The following is a 20944-nucleotide window of genomic DNA, read 5'->3' on the forward strand; positions in this document are numbered from 1 at the left end:
GATTCCCCGCGTAGCGTCATGATCCGTCACTCGTCGGGTCTCTCTCAGTGAGTTCGGTCGCCATCGCGCGCCGACGTTGCGGACACCGGGGGGATCCATGCCAGTCACGGCGCACACCTACTTCTACACACCCGCTCGAGCGGACTCCGTCGTGCAGGCACTGCAGCACCTCGTGACCGACCTGAAGCACGTCGAGCGGCGATACTTCGACAGCCGTTCGGTCGCGTTCAGCACTCGCGGGTCGCTGTTCGAGGCACCGGCCGACGTGACGATCGTGACGACTCCCCTGACGACCGGCGGATCGGATGTGAGGATCGCGCTGCAGACGACGACCCGGCGGACGGCGAGCCGCCGGTCGCTGACCACCAGGGCCGCCGACCGCCTCAGCGTGCGGATTCAGAAGGCGCTGGGCTGACCGCGAGCCAGACGTATCCGAAGGGTGGGATGCGAAGCCCCTCGTGACGCGTGCCGGTGAGCAGATCCGTGCCGCTCACCGACGGCAGATCGACCATCGCGTCGCTGACGTTCACGACCGCCGTCACCTCATCCGGGGTGCCGGCCGCCCGACGGATCACGAGCACGCGGTCGTCGAGCGACTCGATGTGCTGCGACGCGAACGGAGAGAACGCGGCGATCTCGCGTCGTACCGCCAGCATCGCCCGCACGCCGTCGAGCATGCCCGCTCGACGGTCCGAGACCTGCAGCTCCTCGCGCAGACGGTCGGCGTCGAGCACCTCGCGGTTGATGCGACGCGCGATGTCGCTCTCCTGCACTCCCGCGTGGTCCTGCTCGGACCCGAAGAGCGAGTGATGGTAGATCGCGGGCACTCCGACCAGCGACAGCAGGATCGCGTGCGCCGCGAGGCCGCGGGTCACAGCCGATGCGTCGGGGTCGGGGTCCTGCGGATCGACGAGTGCCTCGAGGTAGTTCGTGTTCAGCTCGTAGACCCCCTCGCTCCCGTCGGGGCGACGTGCCATCGAGACCCGGCCACCGCGGGCCAGGGTGCGCTCCACGAGCAGGGCGCGATCGTCGTCGGTCAGCAGTCCTTCTGTGGGGCGCAGTCCGATGCCGTCGTGACTGGCCAGGAAGTTGAACCAGGTCGCGGTGTCGCTCACCGGTCCCACCCTGCTCGCCCAGGCGGCGAGCGCCGTCGCCCGTCCGGTCACGAACGCGTGCAGCACCAGAGGCGGCAGAGCGAACTGGTAGACCATGTTCGCCTCGTCACCACCGTCGCCGAAGTAGGTGATGTTGTCGGCGTGGGGGACGTTGGTCTCGGTGAGCAGCATCGTGCCCGGTGCGAGCTCGTCGACCAGTGCGCGCCAGATGCGGATGATCGCGTGAGTCTGCGGCAGGTGGATGCAGGTGGTGCCCGACTCCTTCCAGAGGTAGCCGATCGCGTCGAGGCGCACGGTCGTCGCCCCATGAGCGAGGTAGCCGAGCAGGATGTCGGTGAGGTCGAGCAGCACCGCGGGCGTGCTCGGGTCGACGTCGATCTGGTCGTCCCCGAAGGTCGTCCAGGCACGGGCCGTCGAGCCGTCGGGCCGCGTGTACTCGTGGACGAGCGGGGTGGTGCGCGGACGCACGACGTGCGAGACGTCGAAGTCGGGAGAGGGATCGAGGAAGTACCCGGCGAACCGCTCGTCCCGCTCGAGCCAGCGGCGGAACCAGTGCGACGAGCTCGAGATGTGGTTGGCGACGAAGTCGAGGGCGAGGGCGTACTCCTCACGCAGGTCGGCGACGTCATCCCACGTGCCCAGCGCCGGGTTCACCTCACGGTGATCCAGCACGCCGAAGCCGTCGTCCGAGGTCCAGGGGTAGATGGGCAGCAGGTGGACATCGCTGATGACGTCACCGATGTGCTCCCGCAGCACTCCCGCGAGGGTGTGCAGCGGCGCCTCACCGGCCCGCCGGAACGAGTCGCCGTAGGTGATCAGGTAGGCGGTGCTCTGATCCGGACGCGCCTTCGCGGCCGGCGACAGGCGGTCACGCCAGGTCTCAGCGAGCTCGAGCAGCGCCGCGAGCACCTCGGGCGCGGCATCCGGATAGAGCTGCGCGATCAGGGGGGCCAGGCGCTGCTCGAGCTGAATCTTGGTCTTCATGCCACCGACTCCTTCAGAAGCTCGCGGACGAGGTGCATGCCGCGTGCATCGAGACCGTCGATGCGATCGGAGAACCCTCGGATCCCGGGCGCCGCGAGAACCACCTCAGCCCACTCGTCTCGGAGGGCGAACTCCGGTCGCGCGACGAGGCAGTCGGGGTCGTTGACCCAGAACCGGCCGTGCTGCCACGACCTGGCCTCGAGCGACATCCGCCCGCGGAGTCCCTGTGAGCCGTCCTCGCCACCCTCGTGGAAGGTGTCTCCCGAGACCCGCATCGCGTCGACGAGTCCGACGCTCGGGAGGATCGGGGCACCGCACCCGAGCATGAAGGCGTCGTCGCCGAGCACCTCGCGGATGAGCTCGAGCCCCGAGCGGTAAGCCGAGATCGGCGTGGCGTCGGCATCCCACCGCGCCCCCGGGATCGCCCCGGAGTAGAGGAAGTCGAGCTTGACGTAGTCGATCCCGAGATCGCGGATGTCTCCGAACACGGTGGCCAGGTATTCGCGCACTCCCGGATGCGTCAGGTCGAGCCCACGGAGGTCGTCGCCCCAGTTGCGCCCCGCGTCGCCGACGAGCCACTCGGGGTGCTCCCGGGCGACGGTCGAGCCGGCGCCGACCGAGAAAGGCGCGGCCCAGATCCCCGCGCGGCGCCCGGTCTCGCGGATCGCATCGACCGCGGAGGCGAGTGACCCGAATCGGGGGTGCGGCGCGGTCCACTCGCCGGTGCCGAGGCTCCAGCCGTCATCGATCTGCACCACGTCGACGTCGAGCCCTCGATCGTCGATCGCCCGAAGGTTCTCGATCACGTCAGCAGCCCGCACGTCTTCGAAGTACTGGTACCAGGTGCACCACACGCGAGGTGACCGAGCGGCGGTCCGGGCACCGGCGGCTGCGCCGAAGCGGTCACCGAACGCGGCGAGCGCAGAGGGGCCCGTGTCGTCGCCACCGGCATCCGGAGTCCACGACGAGACGTCGGCGACATCGCCGATCGCGTCCACGATCACCCGGTCGCCGTGCCAGCGGGCGCGCAGTGTGGGCACCTCGCGGCGGGCGTCGAGCGTGCCGAAGACCCGAGCGGGAGCACCGTCGCCCGGATCGACGACGAGCAGCCCTTCGCCCTGAACCGCATCCGTCGCCACCTCGGTTCCCGGCCGGAAGCGCATGGCGTGCTGCCACGGCTCGGCCGGCCGGAGGATCGGGTCGCCCTGGCCGTGCCACGTGGTCGGGCTCCAGCTCTGCCAGCCCTCCGCGTACACCCGGGCGTCGGGCCCGACGGGGATCTCATCGAGGACGGTCACGCTGCTCCACTCCGCCCGGCGAGGGCTGTCGTCAGTTCGAGGTCGTGGGGGCGCACGGGTGCGCCGTCGAGTTCAGCGGATTCGACGGCGGCGAACGTCGCGCGCACCGTGGCGAGGACGTGCTCGGCCGAGTTCTCGGGTTCGCGCTCCTCGTCGATCGCGCACTGCAGCTCGCCCATCGCGCCGGCGAATCCGTCGGTGAACCACTGGCCGTCGAGGTCGAACTCGGTGCTCTCTCCGTCGCGCTCGAGCACCAGCCGGTCGGAGCCGAGCAGGATGCTGCCGCGGAGGGTCCCTTCGGTCCCGTGGATCCAGAACGGGCACCCGCCGGCGTCTGTCCGCGCGTTGCCCACGATGCGGATCGATGCGCTCGCCCCCGTCGACGTCTGCATCCGCAGGTCTGCCCCCCACGGGTTCCGGGCGGCGGCGGGCTGGCCGGGAACGCGGTGGTCGCGGGCCGCGATCTCGACCACCCGGGATCCTTCGAGCCAGCAGCGGGTGATGTCGACCCAGTGCACGAGGTAGTCGTTCAGGAGCATGTGCGGCACGTCGTCGAACGGCGTGCCCACGAGTGGCGGCAGCGGCTTGTCGTGCAGATGCGTGACCCCCACCACTTCTCCGATCCGGGCGTCACGGATCAGCAGAGACGCGAGGCGCCAGGCCGGAGCCCACCGCGCATTCTGATTCACCGCCACGCGGATCCCCCGTTCACGCGCATCAGCGAGCACCTCGCGCAGACGCGGCAGATCAGCGGGGTCGCTGATGAGCGGCTTCTGGGCGAGGACGTGCTTGCCCGCTGCCACTGCCGCGGCGATCAGCTCGACGCGACCGGTCGGCCCGGTCGCCAGATCGACGATGTCGACACGGGGATCCGCGAGCAGCGCCTCGACGGACTCGTGGACGGTCTCGATGCCGAAGTCCGCGGCGAGCGCTTCGGCGTCACCGCGAGTCCGCGACGTCACGGCCACGACCGGGAGGCCCCACGCGCCGTATGCCGGAAGGTGGGCGCTGCGGGCGATCGCCCCCGCGCCGACGATGCCGATCGCGCGACGCCGGTCCGGGACGAGCGGGCGATGGTCGGGGATGCCGCTCACCGGAGACGCTCGGGGGCGGCGTCGAAGCGGAGCAGGGCCTGCATGATGTCGGGGTCGCCTGCGTCGAGCCTGTCGAAGACCGCGGCGACATCGGCCGACGGCACGATGTCGGACACGAGCGCCCCGGCATCCACCGATCCGTCGAAGATGAGCGCCATGACGGTGCGCACGAGACGAGCCTGGTCCCATCGGCCGCCGAGCGCGACAGGCACTCCAGAGATCTGGCTGGCGACGATCCGCACGCGGTTGTGGTGGAACTCCTCCCCCAGGCGCAGGTGGGCAGCTCCACCCTGATAGAAGCCGGAAGCGGCGACGAGCCCCTCGGGCCTCACCGCTCGGATCGCCTCGTGCAGGGCGCGATCCGTGCCGGACAGCTCGATCGCACTGTCGGCCCCGCCGCCCGTGATCTCGCGGATCGACTCTCCGGCGCCACCCTCCCGCAACGCGTCGACCGTGTGGCGTGCGCCGAAGACCTCGGCCATCGCCAGCCGGGTCGCGAGGGTGTCGACAGCCGTGACCCGACCGCCGGCGAGGGTGGCGAGGCGAGTCGCGAGCAGGCCGATCACGCCCTGTCCGAACACCGCGACCTGCTCGCCGAGCCGCACGTCGGCGGCGAGCACGGCGTTCAGAGCGATCGCTCCCACCCGCGCGAAAGTCCCCAGCAGGGGATCGGCGCCGTCGGGCACGAGCCGCCCCACGACCGCGGATGCCGGCACGACGGCGTCACTGCGGTGCCCCCAGATGCCGTGCACCACGTCTCCGACCCGCACTCCGCTCACGTCGTCCGCGACCTCGGTCACCTCGCCGACCTCGGAGTAGCCCCAGCCCGAGACCGGGTAGCCGAAGCTGGGCTCACCCGGCACGAAGAGCCGTCGGTCGGCGTCCCACGTGGAGGTGAGATACGGGTTGGTGCCGCGGTAGGCGGTGAGCTCGGTGCCGGCTGAGATGCCCGAGTACCAGGTGGAGATCCGCACGCTTCCGGATGTCAGCGGCTGCGGCGCGATCTCGACAAGCTCGACCTCTCGGACGGCGGAGAACTGCACGACGTGGGGCACGGGGGGCCTTCTTTCCAGCGGGGACTCAGCCCTTCTCCGCACCGGCGGTGAGGCCTCCGACGAGGAGCCGCTCGGAGGCGAAGAAGAGGATGATGATGGGCAGGGTCAGGATCACGGAACCGGCCATGAGGACCGTGGTGGGAACCTCGATGCTGCCGGAGAGCTGGGAGAGGCCCAGCGAGACGGTCCACGAATCGCGCTTCTCGACGAGGAACAGCAGAGCGAAGAGGAACTCGTTCCAGGCGATCATGAAGATGAACAGTCCGTTCGACACGATCGCGGGCATGGCGAGCGGGATGCTGACCCGGCGCATGATCTGGAACCGGGTGCACCCGTCGAGTGCCGCAGCCTCCTCGAGCGAGACCGGGATCGTGGCGAAGTAGTTGCGCAGCGTGTAGATCGACACCGCCGCGACCTGTGACACGTAGACGATGAGCAGTCCGACGAGCGAGCCGCGCAGCCCGATCTGCGTGAAGAACACGAACAGCGGCACCGCCAGCAGGATCGCCGGGAAGAAGTACACCGCGAGGAACAGGCCGGACACCTGACGGCGACCGAAGAAGGCCAGTCGGCTGACGGCATACGAACCGGGAATCGACACCAGGAGCGTGAGCACGACCGTCGCGAGAGCGACCAGCAGTGAGTTGCGCATGAAGACGATGAAGCCCTGCCCGCCGGCGTCCACGGGCGCCAGCACGTCGAGGTAGGTCGAGAAGTCGAGCTCCTCGATCGTGATCCACAGCGCGCCCGGGTTCTGCAGCAGCGAGTCGAGCGAACGGAAGCTGAGCAGCACCATGTAGTAGAACGGCACGACGGCGGCGAGCACCAGCAGCACGATGACGATCGGGCGGAGGATGCGGAAGAGGGCGTTCTCGAAGCCGTCGCGGTCGAATCCGCGTCCGGCGGGACGGGCCTCGGTGACGGCGTCGGTCGTCGCACTCATGCCTGCTCCTCCTGTCGGCCGAAGATCTTCAGATAGACGCCGACGAGCACGGCGAGAATGGCCGCGAGCACCAGCGCCTGAGCGGCGGCGGCGCCGATGTCACCGCGAGCGGTGAGCAGGTCGAACACCCGCACCGAGACGACCTCGGTGCCGGCTCCGCCACCCGTCAGCAGGTAGATGTCGTCGAAGTTGTTGAACGTCCAGATGAAGCGCAGCACGCAGAGCACTGCGATCGTCGGCAGCAGCTGCGGAAGAAGGATGTGCCGGAAGCGCTGCGTGGGGGTCGCGCCGTCGACCCTGGCCGCCTCGTCGAGCACGGCCGGGACCGCCTCGAGTCGGGCCGTGAGGAAGAGGAAGGCGAACGGGAAGGATCGCCAGGCTTCGAACAGGATGACGGTGATCAGCGCCATCGGCAGCTCGACCTCCCACCCGAAGATGCTCACGGGCAGGGCGCGGTCCGAGAGGAACGCGATCGGCTCCTCCCATCCGAGCACGGTGGTGCCGAACCAGTTCACGATGCCGAACTGCGGGTTGAGCATCGTCGACCACACGAACGTCGCGGCCACGACCGGGGCGACGTACGGCAGCAGCAGCGAGGCGCGCACGAGGCCACGCCCGCGGAACGGCTTGCGCAGAGCGAGGGCGGCGGCGAGGCCGATGCCGATCGCGAGCGCCGTGCCGCACACGGCGTAGACGATCGTGGTCCACAGCGCGCTGAAGAAGCCGGGCGACGTCAGCACGTCGATGAAGTTGTCGAGGGTGTAGTCGCCGATGATCCCGGTGCCGCGGATGTTGATCAGGCGGACGTCCTGGAACGCGAGGGAGATCGCCCAGATGATCGGCAGGACGACGGCGACCAGGATGATGATGAAGGTCGGCGAGATGAGCAGCAGCCCCGCCCGGTTCTCCTCCCGACTGTGCCTCGACCCGCGCCGCGGCTTCACCGCGCCGGTCGGTCTCGGCGGCGTGGTGCCGGGCTCGGGGCGCTGTGCCCCGAGCCCGGACCCCTCGACGACTCTGCTCACTTCAGCGACTCTGCGATCGAGCGCACGGTCTCGGCGGCGGTCGACGCGGCGTCAGCCGGGTCACCGCCCTGGGCGACATCACTCACCGCCGTCGCGACCGGAAGCTCGCCCTGCAGCGCGCCGAGCAGCGAGCCCTGGCCCTGGGTGATGCCCCAGCGGGCGAGATCCTCCGGCCCTGCGGCCACAGCATCGAGGACCTCGGGTGCGTAGAAGTCGGACAGAGGAGCCTTGGTGTCGACTCCGGCGGGAAGCGTCGCCCACATGTCGGAGAACATCGTCGGATCCTCGGGGGTGCCGGTGCGGACGGGAACCTTGCCCTCGGGCGCGATCGCGATCCAGGGCTCGTAGCCATCGCTCATCATGTACTCGACGAACGACTGCGACGCGTCGGTGTTCGCTCCCTCGGTGATGGTCCACGAGGTGATCTCGCCGAACTGCGCCGCGGCATCGGAGTCGGGTCCGGCGATCGACGTGACCACGCCGGTGTTCGCCGCGAGGAAGGCCGGGTCGGCGAGGCACTCGGGGCACGAGGGCTTCGCATCCTCACGCAGGCCTGCCAGCTCGTCGAGCACGAAGCTCGACCAGATGAACATGGCCGCGTCGCCCGCGAAGTACGTGGCGCGGGTCGTGTCGACGTCCTGCGCACCCGGCACCGAGTAGTCGCCGGTCAGCTCGCCATAGAACTCGAACGCGCTGACACAGGCATCCGAGTCGAGCTCGACGTCACCGTCTTCGTTGACGAGCTCGCATCCGTTGCCGAGCGCGATCTGCTCGAAGGTCTGCTCGGTGAAGGCGTCGCCCGGGGCGGTGGCGCCGACGAAACCGGCGACCTCGGGCGAGTCGAGGGTCTTCGCGGCCTCGAGGATCGATTCGTACGAGTCGGGGACGTCCAGGCCCGCGGCCTCGAAGAGGTCGGTGCGGTAGAAGAGCATCTGGGTCCACGACTCACTCGGGATCGCCAGACTGGTGTCGCCGTCGGAGGTCAGGGCGAGCGCGTTCTCGGAGAACGTCGACGCGTCGAGCGCGTCGATCGTCGCCGCGACGGCATCCGTGTCGACGAACTCGTTGGCCGACAGCGTGCGCACCTGAGGCAGCGAGATCCCGCCGATCACGTCGGGCAGGTCGCCGGCCGCGGCAGACGAGGTGATGAGCTGGGCGAACTGGTCTTCCGCGACCGAGACGACCTCGACCTCGATGCCGGTCTCGTCGGTGAACGCGTCGACGATCTCCTGTGTGGCGGCCACCCGATCGGGAAGGTCCTCCTGCAGCCAGAAGGTGATGCCGGCATCGCCGCCGTCGTCGTCGCCGGAGCTCGTGCATCCGGTGAGGGCGAGCGCCGTCACGCACACCGCGGCCATTGCTGCTGCTGTCGCACGGGTATTCACTATGCGCCTCCTTGCGCTGGAAATGCAGGACTGAGCCGTCGGGTCGACTCCCATTAAGACTAAAAGCTAGACATAAGTCGCCTAGCTGTCAAGCATTAAGCTGATCTCGTCGTCAGGAGGTTCGATGTCCGGTCCCGGGGAAGTCCTCGATCTCATCAGAGAGCGCCGCGCCTTCACGCGCGGCGATGTGCTCGACGTCACCGGGATGTCGCGGATGACCGTCGCCACGCGCATCGACGCGCTTCTCGAGGCGGGACTCATCATCGAGTCGGGAACCGAGAAGGTCACCTCGGGTCGACCGTCACGGCGCCTCGAGTTCAACACCGCTCACGCGCACGTCATCGCCGCCAACGTCGACACCACGCACACCACCGTCGCCCTGACCGATCTCGCCGGACGCGTGACCGCCGAGGAGCGCATCGAGGTCGCCGTCGCCGACGGACCCGACGCGACCCTCAACGCGATCGCCGAGCACGCCGAGCGCCTGCTGTCGCAGGCCGGCATCCGCCGCGAGGATGTGGCTGCGATCGCGCTCAGCATCCCCGGTCCTGTCGACCCCGACACCGAGCGCCCCTCGCAGCCGCCGATCATGCCCGGCTGGGACGCCTACCCGATCCCCGATCACCTGCACGACGCCCTCGGCGTCCCCGTGCTGGTCTCGAACGACGCCGACGCCGCCGCACTGGGTGAGCAGCGCGCAGCGCATCCCGATTCACGCTCCCTGTGCTTCATCAAGGTCTCGTCGGGCATCGGCACCGGCATCGTGCTGGGTGGCCGGGCATACCGCGGCACCGACGGAGGGGCGGGTGACATCGGCCATGTGAAGATCGCCGGGCACGACGACCTGCTGTGCCAGTGCGGAGCGCACGGATGTCTGGCGGCCGCGGCATCAGGCCGAGCAGTGGCGAGGGCGCTCACCCAGCTCGGCAAGCCCGCCTCGTCAGCCTCGGATGTCGGCACCTACCTCGCTGACGGCGACCCCGATGCCGCGCGACTCACTCAAGAGGCGGGTCGGGTGATCGGCGAGGTCGTCGCGACGGTCGTCTCGCTCCTCAACCCCTCGGAGGTGGTGCTCGGCGGGATGCTGGCATCGCCGCCGCTGCTGGCCGGAGTCCGCGAGACCCTCTATCCCCGATCCCTGCCCCGCGCGACCCGGCACCTGAGTATCAGCCAGTCGACACTGGGCGAGAAGGCGACAGCCGTGGGGCTCGCGGCGATGGTGGTGGAGCGCGAGTACTCGGCATCCGCGGTGAACGCGGCGCTCGCTCGCAGCTGAGCACCGCCGGATACCATCGGAGTCATGACGAATTCCGGTCCGATCGACGATGTCTCCATCGGCGGCGAGATGATCCGCCTCGGCCAGTTCCTGAAGTACTCGGGACTGCTCGACTCGGGTGGTGACGCCAAGGAGGTCGTGATCGACGGATTCGTGAAGGTCAACGGCGAGGTCGATCGACGGCGCGGACGCCAGCTGCATGACGGCGACCTGGTCACCTTCGAGGGCCGCACCGTTCGCGTGCGCCCCTGATCACGCGGGCCGCTTCCGGTCACACCCGCGTCGTGTAGCGGAGGAACATCACGCCGCTGTCGAAGCGCCGATCCTCGGCGAGCTCCAGGTCGACGTGCACCCCGTCGGGGAAGAACGGCTTGCCACCACCGACGATCGCCGGTCCGATGAAGAGACCGAACTCGTCGACCAGTCGCGCGCGGATCGCCTCGGCGGCGAGAGTGGGGCCGTCGACGGAGAAGTCGCTGTCGGACTCAGCCTTCCACCGCGCGATCACCTCCGGGTCGAACGTGCGCTCGAGCCGCGTGCGCTCGCTCGACACCTCGGCGAGGGTCTTCGAGAAGACGACCTTCTGCGCGGCCTGCCACACCCGCGCGTAGTCGATGCCGACCTGCGGCTGATCGGGCTCGAGATGAGCGGTCTCCCAATAGACCATGGTCTCGTACATGCGCCGCCCGTAGAGGTAGGTGCCGACGTCTGCGAACTGCTTGTTGATGAAGTCGTGCAGGTCGTCGTCGAGCGCCCAGTCGAACCCGCCGTCCGGCCCGCTGACGTATCCGTCGAGCGACGTGATCATGGAGTAGATGAGTCGGGCCATGCGGCGAGGCTACTCCCGGCGTCCGCACGGGTCGACCCCTTCTCGGCGGCCTCTCTAGCGACCCTCGGCGTGAGACGCAAGGTGCTGGCCGACATTCCGACGTCGGCGCACGCTGGAGCCATACCCCCAGACCAGCGACCGAGAGGAACCCCCATGTCTCGCGACCAGTACACCTTCACCAACCCGGCCGAGCTCTACTCCGACATCGAACCCGAGAAGCAGCACATGCCGGAGCCCGGCCTCGATGCCGACCTCGGTCCGAAGGCCGACCTCGGTGAGGAGAGCTACCGCGGCACCGGCCGACTGACCGGGCGCAAGGCGCTCATCACCGGCGGCGACTCCGGGATCGGCGCGGCGACTGCGATCGCCTTCGCACGCGAGGGCGCGGACGTCGCGCTCTCGTACCTGCCCGAAGAGGAAGAGGATGCGGCACGCATCGCCGGCATCCTCCGCGACGCCGGCGCGACCGTGGCGCAGATCCCCGGTGATCTCCGTGACCCCGAGTACTGCCGCACGCTCGTCTCGGAGGCGGTCGGTGCGCTCGGCGGCCTCGACATCCTCGTCAACAACGGCGGCAAGCAGATCTACAAGGAGTCGCTGACCGACATCACCGACGAACAGTTCGACGACACCTTCAAGACCAACGTCTACGCGATGTTCTGGATCACGAAGGCCGCGCTGCCGCACCTCCCGGCAGGCTCGACCATCATCAACACCACGTCGATCCAGGCCTACTCGCCGTCGGGGATCCTCGTCGACTATGCGTCGACCAAGGCCACGATCAACGCGTTCACGAAGGGCCTCGCCGAGCAGCTCGCGCCGAAGGGCATCCGTGTGAACGCCGTGGCACCGGGACCGATCTGGACGCCGCTGCAGCCGAGCGACGGACAGCCGCAGGAGAAGCTCCCGGAGTTCGGGGAGGACACCCCGCTCGGCCGCATGGGCCAGCCCGCAGAACTCGCCCCCGCCTACGTCTTCCTCGCCTCCGCGGAGTCGAGCTACGTCGCCGGCGAGACGCTCAACGTCAACGGCGGCATGCCCACGCCGTGAGTCGCTGACCGCGGACGCCCCCTCCCGAGCTCGCTTCGGAGGGGGCGTTCGCGTGTGCGGCGAGACCGCGGCGATGTCGGTGGAACCAGGCAGTATGTCGGTATGGCAGACGGATACGACCTCGACTTCCTTCCGACGCGAGTGCCCCTGCCCGGGCCGGCCCGCGATGCGACGGAGCTGACCTACCCCCACTTCAGCGTGCTGCTCGACCGCGAGCGCCGCCTGGCCGCCGTGACGGGCGTGAACATCGACGGGGCGCTGCTGCGCGAGCTGCCCCGCACCGGGGACTGGCAGCTCGACCCCCGAGTCGATGCAGCACTGCAGACCGGACCCGAGGTGTATGCGCGCAACGACCTCGATCGCGGCCACCTCGTGCGCCGACGCGACCCCGGCTGGGGTGATGTCGACGACGCTCGGGCGGCGACCGAGGCGACGTTCTTCTATCCGAACGCCGCCCCGCAGGCCGCCGGTTTCAATCAGTCCGCAGAGCTCTGGCTCGGTCTGGAAGACCACGTGCTCGAGTATGCCGAGACGACGGATCAGCGGATCTCGGTGTTCACGGCCCCTGTACTGGCAGACGACGATCCGCCGTACCGCGGCATCCGCATCCCTCTTCTGTTCTGGAAGATCGCGGCGTGGCAGGGCCCCGACGGTCTGTCAGCGGCCGGGTTCGTGCTCGATCAGTCAGAGCTCGTCGAGTCACCGGACGGTCTCTTCGCGGTTCCGCCGCTCGGAGCCTTCCGCACCTTCCAGGTTCCGATCACCGAGATCGTCCGGGTGACGGGGCTGGATGTCGGCCCGCTGCTCGATGCCGATGTGCTCGACCGACGCAGCGCCCGATCGACCGAGTGGCGGGCGCTCGCCTCGGCATCCGACATCTCGCTCTAGCCGTCGCGGCGTCGATTCCAGTGGGTGAGCTTGTCGGGGTTGCAGACGACCCAGATGCGCGAGAGCAGCCCTGATCTGCTCTCGACCGACACCGCCGCGACGACGGCGCCGTCTCGTTCCAACACGAGTCCAGCGGAGCCGTTGATCGACGCGATCGAGACCGTGGGGCCGGTCGCCACCAGTGCCGCCAGCTCCGCTGATGCCGTGTGGGGCCCGTCGACGGCGGTAGACGACTGCGGCATGCGGCCTCCGCTGTCGATGATCATCACCACGTCAGGGTGCAGCATCGAGCGGATGCCGGCGCGGTCGCCCGCGGCGAGCGCCAGCCGGAGTTCTTCCACAGCGATCGGTTCGGAGGCATCCCGAGGTCGCCGGCCCAGACGAGCCGGATGCCGCCCGCGAGTCATGTCGCGACCGCGGTGATGTGTCCGAGCTTCTGGGGACTCATCACCCAGAGCAACTGCTCGATCCCTTCGTCGGACGCCGTGACGGTGACCATCGTGGTGACTTCACCGTTCTCGACGAGCGTCGCGGCGGGCTGACCGTTGACCTCCACCCACCCGATCGACTTGCCCGTCCAGAAGTGGTGTGCGAAGGCAGCCACGAACTGGGCCACGCGGCCACGACCGATCACCGGGATCCGCGCCGCCAACTTCACCCCGTTGCCGTCGGTGTAGCTGACCACGTCGGCGGCGAAGAGCTTCTCGAGCTCCCGGGCATCGCCCTTCCGCGCGGCGGCGAGGAAGGCCTCGAGCAGGTGACGTTGATGCGAGGGCTCGACGGTGATCTGCTTCGCCGAGGCCAGGTGCGCGCGAGCCCTGCTCACCAGCTGTCGAGCGCTCACCGCACTCGACGAGATGATCTCGGCGATGCGGGGATACGGATAGTCGAACGCCTCGCGGAGGATGTACGCCGCACGCTCGGTCGGGGTGAGCTTCTCGAGCGTCAGCAGGATCGCGAACTGCAGCGCCTCGGCGCGCTCGGCGCCGAGCGAGGGATCGTCGTCGGTGTTGACCGGTTCAGGCAGCCACGGCCCGATGTAGGTCTCCCGCTTCACGCGAGCCGACTGGAGAACGTTGATCGACAGACGCGTCGTGATGGTCGTGAGGAAAGCGGCGGGTTCCTGCACCTGGGTCCGGTCGGTGTTCTGCCAGCGGATCCAGGTCTCCTGCACGATGTCCTCGGCGTCGGCCACGGTGCCCAGCATCCGGTAGGCGATGCCGAACAGTCGGCGACGCTGGGCGGCGAACACCGAGACCGCGGTGCCGAGGTCTCGGATCGACCCGCTGTGCTCGTCACGTGTCGCGGTCACGTCTTCACTCTGCACCAGAGGTCGCCGCATGCGCACTCCCCTTTCCGCGCCGTCGGCGCTCCCACTCACAGCTCTGACCGGAGGGCGACGCGATCTGTGACGAATCCTGGCGATTCCGTCACAGCCTGGTCTCCCGGCCGGTCAACCAGGTACATGCGGGCTCGTCCGCATCACTCGATCGGAGGAGCGACATGAGGATCACAGTCATCGGCGGCACGGGGTTGATCGGCACCCGCGTCACGCGCATCCTGAAGGGCGCGGGACACGACGTCGTCGTCGCGTCCCGCGCCACGGGGGTGAACTCATTCACCGGCGAGGGGCTCGACGACGCTCTCGCCGGCGCATCCGCGGTGGTCGATGTGTCGAACTCGTCGTACACCGACGAGACCGGTGCGCAGGAGTTCTTCTCCACCTCGACGATGAACCTGCTCGCCTACGGCGAAGCCGCGGGCGTCTCCCATCACGTCGCCCTGTCGGTCGTGGGCACCGACCGCCTCGCACGCGCGCAGGGCGGATACTTCATCGCCAAGCATCAGCAGGAACGCCTCATCGCGGCATCCGGTCGCCCGTACACCCTCGTGCATGCGACGCAGTTCTTCGAGTTCATCCGCAGCATCACCGACCACGCCCTGCGCGAGGGAGCCGCGCACATCGCCGATGTGCTCGTGCAGCCGATGGCGGCCGACGACGTCGCGAACGCGGTCGCAACGGCAGCGCTCGGAGAACCCCGTGTCGGGATGATCGAGTTCGGCGGCCCCGAGGTGTTCAGCCTGACGGAACTCGCGGCACTCGACCTGCGGGCGAGACAGGACGATCGGGAGGTCGTCCCGGATCCGCTCGGAACGTACTTCGGCGCGCATCTCGCCGCCCGCGACCTGCTGCCGGAGATGACCGCGACGATCGCTCCGACGAGGTATCACGACTGGAGGGTGAAGACGCCCGCCAGCATCTGAGAACCCGAGGCGTCACATCTTCGGGCACTCAGCGGTCATACCTGGCAGACGCCACCCGGGCGTCGTCACCGAAGAAAGGTTTGGACATGGCAGAGATCGTCGTCATCGGAGGCACCGGCCTCATCGGCTCGAAGGTCGTCGCGAAGCTGACGGAGCACGGCCACGACGCCGTCGCCGCATCGCCGAACACCGGCGTGAACTCGCTCACCGGCGAGGGCCTCGCGGAGGTTCTCGTCGGAGCCCACACCGTGGTCGACGTGTCGAACTCCCCCTCGTTCGCCCCCGACGATGTGCTGGAGTTCTTCACCACGTCGACTCGCAACCTGCTCGCCGCTGAGGCCGCGGCCGGTGTCACCCACCACGTCGCTCTCACGATCGTCGGCACGAACCGCCCGCAGAACATCCCCTACTTCGCGGCGAAGGTCGCGCAGGAGACGCTGATCCGTGACTCCGGGATCCGATACTCCCTCGTGCACGCCACGCAGTTCTTCGAGTTCGTGGGAAGCATCGCCGACATCTCGACCGACGGCGACACAGTGACGCTGCCCGGGGCGCTGATCCAGCCGATCGCCGCTGAGGATGTCGCCACGGCAGTGGCCCGTGCTGCGGCCGGTGAGCCGACCGGCGACATCGAGATCGCAGGCCCGGAGGCCTTCGGCATGGACGAGTTCGCGCGCCGCGCCCTGGCCTTCCGTGGCGATCCTCGCACGGTCGTGCGTGATGACGCTGCGCCGTACTACGGTGCGCAGATCGAGGAGCGCACCCTCATCCCGGTCGACGGGGCGCACATCTTCGAGACGACTCTCGAAGAGTGGCTGCCGCTGAACCCACCTCGCGAGTAGCGGCGGCATACCGGTCGACAATAGGTCTTGCGCGGCGCGTCGGCCGGTGTCACGCTTGCGTCACAGCTCTGTCGCGCTGTAACGCGACAGCTGGGGTGCCGCTCATCGGCGGCATCGGATGGGGCGCCCTTTCTGCTACCTCCCCCGTGGTGGGGGCGTCCCGTCCTCCCCCGACCTGGCGAGCGAGCGCGACTCAGTTGAAGTCGCCGCCCGGTGCCATGTCGTGGAAGCGCGAGTAGTGGCCCTGGAAGGCCACGGTGATCGTCGCGGTCGGGCCGTTACGGTGCTTGGCGACGATCAGGTCGGCCTCGCCCGGACGAACGTCCTTGTCGTAGACCGAGTCGCGGTGCAGCAGGATCACCATGTCGGCGTCCTGCTCGATCGAGCCGGACTCACGCAGGTCGCTGATCGCGGGCTTCTTGTCGGTGCGCTGCTCGGGACCACGGTTCAGTTGCGACAGAGCGATGACCGGAACCTGCAGCTCCTTGGCGATGAGCTTGAGGCTTCGCGAGAACTCCGAGACCTCCTGCTGACGCGACTCGACGCGCTTGCCTGACGTCATCAGCTGCAGGTAGTCGATGATGACCATCCGCAGACCCTCACGCTGCTTGAGTCGACGGCACTTCGCCCGGATCTCGACCAGCGTCATGTTCGGGCTGTCGTCGATGTAGAGCGGAGCGTCGTTGATGCGTCCGCGGGTCGCGGCGACCGTGGTCCAGTCCCGCGGGTCGAGGTTTCCCTTTCGCATGTTCTGCAGAGGGATCTGCCCCTCGGCACTGAGCAGACGCATCGCGATCTCGCTCTTGCCCATCTCGAGTGAGAAGAAGACCGAGGGGAGGTTGTGGCCGATGGAGGCAGCGCGGGCGAAGTCGAGCGCGAGCGTCGACTTACCCATGGCGGGACGAGCGGCGACGACGATCATCTGCCCGCCGTGCAGGCCGTTGGTGAGCTCGTCGAGCTCCTTGAAGCCGGTCGGGACACCCGTCATCGACCCGTCGCGACCGCTGGCGGCCTCGATCTCCTCGAGCGCGGCGTCGACCGCGATCTGCAGCGGCACGTAGTCCTCTGCGGTCTCGGAGCCGGTGATCGAGTAGATCTCGGCCTGGGCGTTGTTGACGAGGTCGGTCGCGTCGCCCTGTCCGTCGTAGCCGAGCTGCACGATACGCGTGCCCGCATCGACCAGACGACGCAGGATCGCCCGCTCCGACACGATGCCCGCGTAGTAGCCGGCGTTGGCGGCGGTGGGGACGATCGAGGTGAGCGTGTGCAGATAGTCGGCACCGCCGGCCCGGCTCAGCTCTCCCGTCTTGATGAGCTCGTCCGTGACGGCGACGACGTCGGTCGGCTCGCCGTGCGAGTAGAGCGACAGGATCGCCTCGAAGATCAGCTCGTGCTTGGGGATGTAGAAGTCGGCGCCCTTGAGCGTCTCGATGACGTCGGCGACAGCATCCTTCGAGAGGAGCATTCCACCCAGGGCGCTCTGTTCGGCGAGAGTGTCGTGGGGAGGCGTTCGCTCCTGTGGACGCTTGCCTCCGAGGCGCTCCTCTGAGATGTCGGCGATCGACACGCTGCTCCCTTCGATGCGACGGTTCTTCCGGTGTGCTCGGTGCCGACTGCGTCGGTCACGCGATGCGAATCAGCTCGAGAAGGGCCGTCCGCACAGCAAACCAGGCACTTCCGACATCGGGTCGCTGGACCACGCTACGAGCGGGGGTTTTCGGTCGCAACACGGCCTGTGGATAACTATGTGGAAAGCGTGCGAACAAGTCCGGAGAGTCTGTGCAGAACGCATGTGGATAAGTCGGTGGAGTACCTCGAAACACGAGTTTCTTTTTGCACCTGATCTGGTATTTAGAGTTTCCCCACCCTGTGGATGAGATCGTGGTTCAACCGGGCATTGAAGGTTCATCGAATCCGGGATGGGATGTGTAGAACCTGGGGAAAGTCAAGCCGAGATTCCACCGGGCGCGTCACAGTGCGCAACCCTCCGAAATGTGCGCGATATGTCATCGTTTCCGAGCGGAACCCTCTAGACACGGCGATATACCGGGAGTATCGTCACCCGCTATCGACGTACTGTGCGTCGAGGACGAACGATCGCTCTCGGGGGAGGGAAGTCGACGTGAACGCTCAGGCAACCCGCCGCGGCCTACCTGCCGTCGCTCTCTGGGGTGGCGTGGGCGCGATCGCGTGGGCCGCGATCACGATCCTCACGGGCGGTTCGTCCGCGAGCGCGGACGACGGATCGAACGACTCGCTGCTCGACGGCGTCTCCTCGATCGTGAGCGAGACCGTCTCATCGGTCGAAGACACCGTGACGTCGGTGACCTCGCCGATCGTCGCGCCGGTCGAGCCCGTCGTGACCGAGGTCGTCCAGCCTGTGGTCACCCAGGTCGTCCAGCCGGTCGTGACCGAGGTCGTCAAGCCCGTCGTCCAGCCGGTCGTGACCGAGGTGGTCGAGCCCGTCGTCACTCACGTCGTCGAGCCCGTGCAGCAGGTGGCACCTCCGGTCGTCGAACACGTCGCCGAGACGATCGCTCAGGTGCCCGTCGTGGGCCCTGCGACGTCGCCGATCGTCGACGCCGCCACCGACACCGCCGGGGCCGTCATCACTCCCGTGACCGATCTGCTCGACGGTTCCCCGGTCGCCGAGATCGTGGCCCCGGTGCAGGATCTGATCGCCGAGTTGCCGATCGTCGGAGATCTGGTCGACGATCTCGGAGTGCCGCCGGTGATCGACGATGTCGTCGGCGTCATCGACGCGACCACCCCGACTGTCGGCACGGTGGTCGAGAACACTCTCCCGCCGGTGCTCGAGGCCATCACCCCCGCACGCCCCGGATCCTCCGGATCGGACCCCGACCCCGGTCCGATCGGAACAGCGCCGCTCGGAACGGTTTCCCCCCTGGCCGATGAGCCGACACGCGGTCACTTCTCCACGTCCGCGGTGCGCCAGCCGGTGATTCCGTCGGCCGGGTCCGACCTCCCGCCTACGGTGTCCGTCGCGGCATCCGAGGTGAACGAGCCGGCAGCCGACGTCGAGGAGTCCCCCTCTGCACCGCCCGCCGGAGCCCCCTCCGCGCCTACTTCCTCCGCCGGTTCGAGCGGAGCATCCTCATTCACCCCCGCGCGCCTCAGCGATGCGGGAGTTTCTGCGTTCCGCACTGTGGAGCGCACTTCCGGTGCATCCGACGACGTCCTTCCGACGTCTCTGGTCGCCGACACCGACGTCTCTCCTGACTGACGGGTTGTCCGGTCGTTCCTCGTGAACGACAGATGCCGTGCTGCGCGCGCACATGCTCTTCGCGTGCACCCATCCAGACCACCCACTTCCAGTCAGGAGAAGGTCATCATGCGTACATACATCAAGCGGGCCCTGTGGGGCACGCTTCTCGCCGGCGGGATCACCCTGCTCGGCGCAACAGCCGCCAACGCGGCAGACACCTCAGGAGAAGACGGGCTGCTCTCCGGCACCCAAGCGGATGCGCCGATCTCGGTGCCCGTGACGGTCGTCGGCAACGCGGTCTCACTGCTCGGAGACACCTCCGCCCAGCAGACCTCGGCGCCCGCTTCGTCTCCCGCTCCCGCTCCCGCACCGGCCGCCACCACGAGTGGAGATTCCGGCACCGCATCGGGCACTCAGGCCGTCGTGGACGTCGTCGTGCCTGTCACGGTGACCGACAACGCGATCACCGTGCTCGGAGACTCGTCGAGCGACACGGCGGCCGCTCCGGCTGAGGCTCCCCAGGCCCCAGCTCCGGCTCCCGCTCCCGCTCCCGCGATCACGACGAACGGCGCCGACGGCGTCCTCTCGGGTACCCAGGCCCTGCTGGACGTCGACGTTCCGGTCACCGTCTCAGGCAACGCGATCACCGTGCTCGGCGACAGCGAGGCAACGGGCCAGGATGCTGCAGCACCGGCATCCTCGGACGGCGGCGGCGCGGGATCGACTGAGCCGACCACTTCGGGCGACGACGGGGTCGCAAGCGGCACCCAGGTCGTCGCACCCGTCACCGCCCCGATCGACGTCACCGGCAACGCCATCTCCATCCTCGGAGACAGCGAATCCACCGGCGGCACCACCACCACCGGCACCCCGTCCGGAGGCAGCAGCACCGGAGCGGAGACGTCCGGAGACGACGGAATCGCAAGCGGCACCCAGGTCGTCGCACCCGTCACCGCACCGATCGACGTCACCGGCAACGCCATCTCCATCCTCGGAGACAGCGAATCCACCGGCGGCACCGCAGGAAGCCCAACCACCGGCAGCACCACCACCGGAGACGACGGAATCCTCGGCGGCACCCAGGTCACCGCACCCATCACCGCACCGATCACGATCGGCGGCAACGCCATCTCCGTGGTCGGCGAGAGCACGGTGACGCCGCCGACGACGGACCCGGGCACTGATCCCGGAACGGACCCGGGCACCGACCCGGGCACCGACCCCGGAACGAACCCCGGCACCGACCCCGGCACGAACCCCGGCACCGACCCGGGCACCGACCCCGGAACGAACCCCGGCACCGACCCCGGAACCACCCCCGGAATCGGCATGAATCCCGGAACGGTGACAGCCGTCGGCACGGGCGCCACAGCAGCCGCTGCCGCGAGCGGCACAGCTGCGACGGCATCCGAGCCCATCGAGGGACTGGCCGCCACAGGTGGTTCGTCCTCGATCGGCTTCGTGTCGCTCGCCGCTCTCCTGCTCCTCCTCGGAACGGGGATGCTGCGCCGCCGCCGTGTGACGGCGTAGCCGCAGACCCCGGCGGTGTCGACGTCCTCGGGGGAGGAGATGCGACACCGTCGGTGTGCGGGTCCCGCGACGCCCCGCGCAGGTTCCCCAGACCTGCCCGCGTCGGCGATGCCGCACAGTTCACGGATGCCCCGCGTCC

20 protein-coding genes are annotated in these 20944 nt (G+C 68.6%); 9 read left to right on the forward strand and 11 right to left on the reverse strand.

Annotated elements, in window-relative coordinates; genetic code table 11:
- The first annotated feature begins 97 nt into the window (after positions 1 to 97).
- Positions 98 to 415, forward strand: coding sequence for a hypothetical protein (locus tag SOM10_RS07415; RefSeq protein WP_053098188.1), 318 nt, complete (start codon positions 98 to 100; stop codon positions 413 to 415).
- Here the strand turns inward: SOM10_RS07415 and SOM10_RS07420 are convergent.
- The 7 genes from SOM10_RS07420 to SOM10_RS07450 are packed head-to-tail and all read right to left on the reverse strand — an operon-like array spanning position 384 to position 8899.
- Positions 384 to 2099 (reverse strand): sugar phosphorylase, encoded by a 1716-nt coding sequence (locus tag SOM10_RS07420; RefSeq protein ID WP_072592128.1) that lies wholly within the window; start codon positions 2097 to 2099, stop codon positions 384 to 386. The two genes, SOM10_RS07415 and SOM10_RS07420, sit on opposite strands and share 32 nt — an antisense overlap.
- Positions 2096 to 3397, reverse strand: coding sequence for a glycoside hydrolase family 36 protein (locus SOM10_RS07425; RefSeq protein ID WP_072592129.1), 1302 nt, complete (start codon positions 3395 to 3397; stop codon positions 2096 to 2098). The genes SOM10_RS07420 and SOM10_RS07425 overlap by 4 nt, the downstream gene beginning before the upstream one ends.
- On the reverse strand, positions 3394 to 4491 hold the full coding sequence (locus tag SOM10_RS07430) for a Gfo/Idh/MocA family oxidoreductase (RefSeq protein WP_320489239.1): 1098 nt from the start codon (positions 4489 to 4491) through the stop codon (positions 3394 to 3396). The genes SOM10_RS07425 and SOM10_RS07430 overlap by 4 nt, the downstream gene beginning before the upstream one ends.
- On the reverse strand, positions 4488 to 5546 hold the full coding sequence (locus SOM10_RS07435; RefSeq protein ID WP_320489240.1) for a zinc-binding alcohol dehydrogenase: 1059 nt from the start codon (positions 5544 to 5546) through the stop codon (positions 4488 to 4490). Before SOM10_RS07435 ends, SOM10_RS07430 begins: the two co-directional genes overlap by 4 nt.
- Positions 5547 to 5571: 25 nt before the next feature.
- Entirely contained in the window at positions 5572 to 6489 is a 918-nt protein-coding gene (locus SOM10_RS07440) for a carbohydrate ABC transporter permease (protein ID WP_320489241.1), read from the reverse strand.
- Positions 6486 to 7514: a carbohydrate ABC transporter permease gene (locus SOM10_RS07445; protein ID WP_053098192.1), complete on the reverse strand. Its 1029-nt coding sequence runs from the start codon at positions 7512 to 7514 to the stop codon at positions 6486 to 6488. Before SOM10_RS07445 ends, SOM10_RS07440 begins: the two co-directional genes overlap by 4 nt.
- Positions 7511 to 8899 carry an ABC transporter substrate-binding protein gene (locus SOM10_RS07450; protein ID WP_285363531.1) on the reverse strand — a complete coding sequence of 463 codons (1389 nt, stop codon included), beginning with the start codon at positions 8897 to 8899 and terminating at the stop codon, positions 7511 to 7513. The genes SOM10_RS07445 and SOM10_RS07450 overlap by 4 nt, the downstream gene beginning before the upstream one ends.
- 124 nt (positions 8900 to 9023) lie before the next feature.
- Here SOM10_RS07450 and SOM10_RS07455 point away from each other — a divergent pair, with 124 nt between their 5' ends.
- Positions 9024 to 10175, forward strand: a complete 1152-nt coding sequence (locus SOM10_RS07455; RefSeq protein WP_053098194.1) for an ROK family protein — start codon at positions 9024 to 9026, stop codon at positions 10173 to 10175.
- 24 nt (positions 10176 to 10199) lie between these two features.
- A complete protein-coding gene (locus SOM10_RS07460) occupies positions 10200 to 10427 on the forward strand; it encodes an RNA-binding S4 domain-containing protein (RefSeq protein WP_053098195.1) in 228 nt (75 codons plus the stop codon).
- 19 nt (positions 10428 to 10446) lie between these two features.
- Here SOM10_RS07460 and SOM10_RS07465 read toward each other — a convergent pair whose 3' ends face one another.
- On the reverse strand, positions 10447 to 11004 hold the full coding sequence (locus tag SOM10_RS07465) for a dihydrofolate reductase family protein (protein WP_320489245.1): 558 nt from the start codon (positions 11002 to 11004) through the stop codon (positions 10447 to 10449).
- Between the two features lie 153 nt (positions 11005 to 11157).
- Here SOM10_RS07465 and SOM10_RS07470 point away from each other — a divergent pair, with 153 nt between their 5' ends.
- Positions 11158 to 12054, forward strand: a complete 897-nt coding sequence (locus tag SOM10_RS07470) for an SDR family oxidoreductase (protein ID WP_053098197.1) — start codon at positions 11158 to 11160, stop codon at positions 12052 to 12054.
- Between the two features lie 102 nt (positions 12055 to 12156).
- Positions 12157 to 12942, forward strand: coding sequence for a DNA/RNA non-specific endonuclease (locus SOM10_RS07475; protein ID WP_320489246.1), 786 nt, complete (start codon positions 12157 to 12159; stop codon positions 12940 to 12942).
- Here SOM10_RS07475 and SOM10_RS07480 read toward each other — a convergent pair.
- Positions 12939 to 13283 (reverse strand): hypothetical protein, encoded by a 345-nt coding sequence (locus SOM10_RS07480; protein ID WP_320489247.1) that lies wholly within the window; start codon positions 13281 to 13283, stop codon positions 12939 to 12941. The genes SOM10_RS07475 and SOM10_RS07480 overlap by 4 nt on opposite strands.
- Positions 13284 to 13345: 62 nt before the next feature.
- Positions 13346 to 14254, reverse strand: coding sequence for an RNA polymerase sigma-70 factor (locus SOM10_RS07485; RefSeq protein ID WP_232224499.1), 909 nt, complete (start codon positions 14252 to 14254; stop codon positions 13346 to 13348).
- Between the two features lie 191 nt (positions 14255 to 14445).
- Here SOM10_RS07485 and SOM10_RS07490 point away from each other — a divergent pair, with 191 nt between their 5' ends.
- Both SOM10_RS07490 and SOM10_RS07495 read left to right on the forward strand, forming a co-directional pair.
- Positions 14446 to 15207 carry an SDR family oxidoreductase gene (locus SOM10_RS07490; protein WP_320489249.1) on the forward strand — a complete coding sequence of 254 codons (762 nt, stop codon included), beginning with the start codon at positions 14446 to 14448 and terminating at the stop codon, positions 15205 to 15207.
- 86 nt (positions 15208 to 15293) lie between these two features.
- Positions 15294 to 16049 carry an SDR family oxidoreductase gene (locus SOM10_RS07495; protein WP_053098200.1) on the forward strand — a complete coding sequence of 252 codons (756 nt, stop codon included), beginning with the start codon at positions 15294 to 15296 and terminating at the stop codon, positions 16047 to 16049.
- Positions 16050 to 16242: 193 nt separating this feature from the next.
- On the opposite strand, the gene dnaB is transcribed toward SOM10_RS07495, so the two are convergent.
- Positions 16243 to 17616 (reverse strand): replicative DNA helicase, encoded by a 1374-nt coding sequence (gene dnaB / locus SOM10_RS07500; protein WP_053098201.1) that lies wholly within the window; start codon positions 17614 to 17616, stop codon positions 16243 to 16245.
- A 555-nt stretch (positions 17617 to 18171) separates the two neighbouring features.
- Here dnaB and SOM10_RS07505 point away from each other — a divergent pair.
- Together SOM10_RS07505 and SOM10_RS07510 are read left to right on the forward strand one after the other, a co-directional pair.
- Positions 18172 to 19293, forward strand: a complete 1122-nt coding sequence (locus SOM10_RS07505) for a hypothetical protein (protein WP_320489252.1) — start codon at positions 18172 to 18174, stop codon at positions 19291 to 19293.
- Between the two features lie 108 nt (positions 19294 to 19401).
- Positions 19402 to 20805: a chaplin family protein gene (locus tag SOM10_RS07510; protein ID WP_320489254.1), complete on the forward strand. Its 1404-nt coding sequence runs from the start codon at positions 19402 to 19404 to the stop codon at positions 20803 to 20805.
- Positions 20806 to 20944: the final 139 nt, after the last annotated feature.

The organism is Microbacterium sp. CFBP9023 (assembly GCF_034045055.1).
Taxonomy (GTDB): Bacteria; Actinomycetota; Actinomycetes; order Actinomycetales; family Microbacteriaceae; genus Microbacterium.

Bases quoted from the DNA above. Each gene is read 5' to 3' on its own strand.
- SOM10_RS07415 (WP_053098188.1), top strand. From the start codon at position 98: ATGCCAGTCACGGCGCACACCTACTTCTACACACCCGCTCGAGCGGAC.
- SOM10_RS07440 (WP_320489241.1), bottom strand. From the start codon at position 6,489: ATGAGTGCGACGACCGACGCCGTCACCGAGGCCCGTCCCGCCGGACGC.
- SOM10_RS07475 (WP_320489246.1), top strand. From the start codon at position 12,157: ATGGCAGACGGATACGACCTCGACTTCCTTCCGACGCGAGTGCCCCTG.
- SOM10_RS07510 (WP_320489254.1), top strand. From the start codon at position 19,402: ATGCGTACATACATCAAGCGGGCCCTGTGGGGCACGCTTCTCGCCGGC.
- SOM10_RS07470 (WP_053098197.1), top strand. From the start codon at position 11,158: ATGTCTCGCGACCAGTACACCTTCACCAACCCGGCCGAGCTCTACTCC.
- SOM10_RS07420 (WP_072592128.1), bottom strand. From the start codon at position 2,099: ATGAAGACCAAGATTCAGCTCGAGCAGCGCCTGGCCCCCCTGATCGCG.
- SOM10_RS07495 (WP_053098200.1), top strand. From the start codon at position 15,294: ATGGCAGAGATCGTCGTCATCGGAGGCACCGGCCTCATCGGCTCGAAG.
- SOM10_RS07460 (WP_053098195.1), top strand. From the start codon at position 10,200: ATGACGAATTCCGGTCCGATCGACGATGTCTCCATCGGCGGCGAGATG.
- SOM10_RS07490 (WP_320489249.1), top strand. From the start codon at position 14,446: ATGAGGATCACAGTCATCGGCGGCACGGGGTTGATCGGCACCCGCGTC.
- SOM10_RS07465 (WP_320489245.1), bottom strand. From the start codon at position 11,004: ATGGCCCGACTCATCTACTCCATGATCACGTCGCTCGACGGATACGTC.
- SOM10_RS07455 (WP_053098194.1), top strand. From the start codon at position 9,024: ATGTCCGGTCCCGGGGAAGTCCTCGATCTCATCAGAGAGCGCCGCGCC.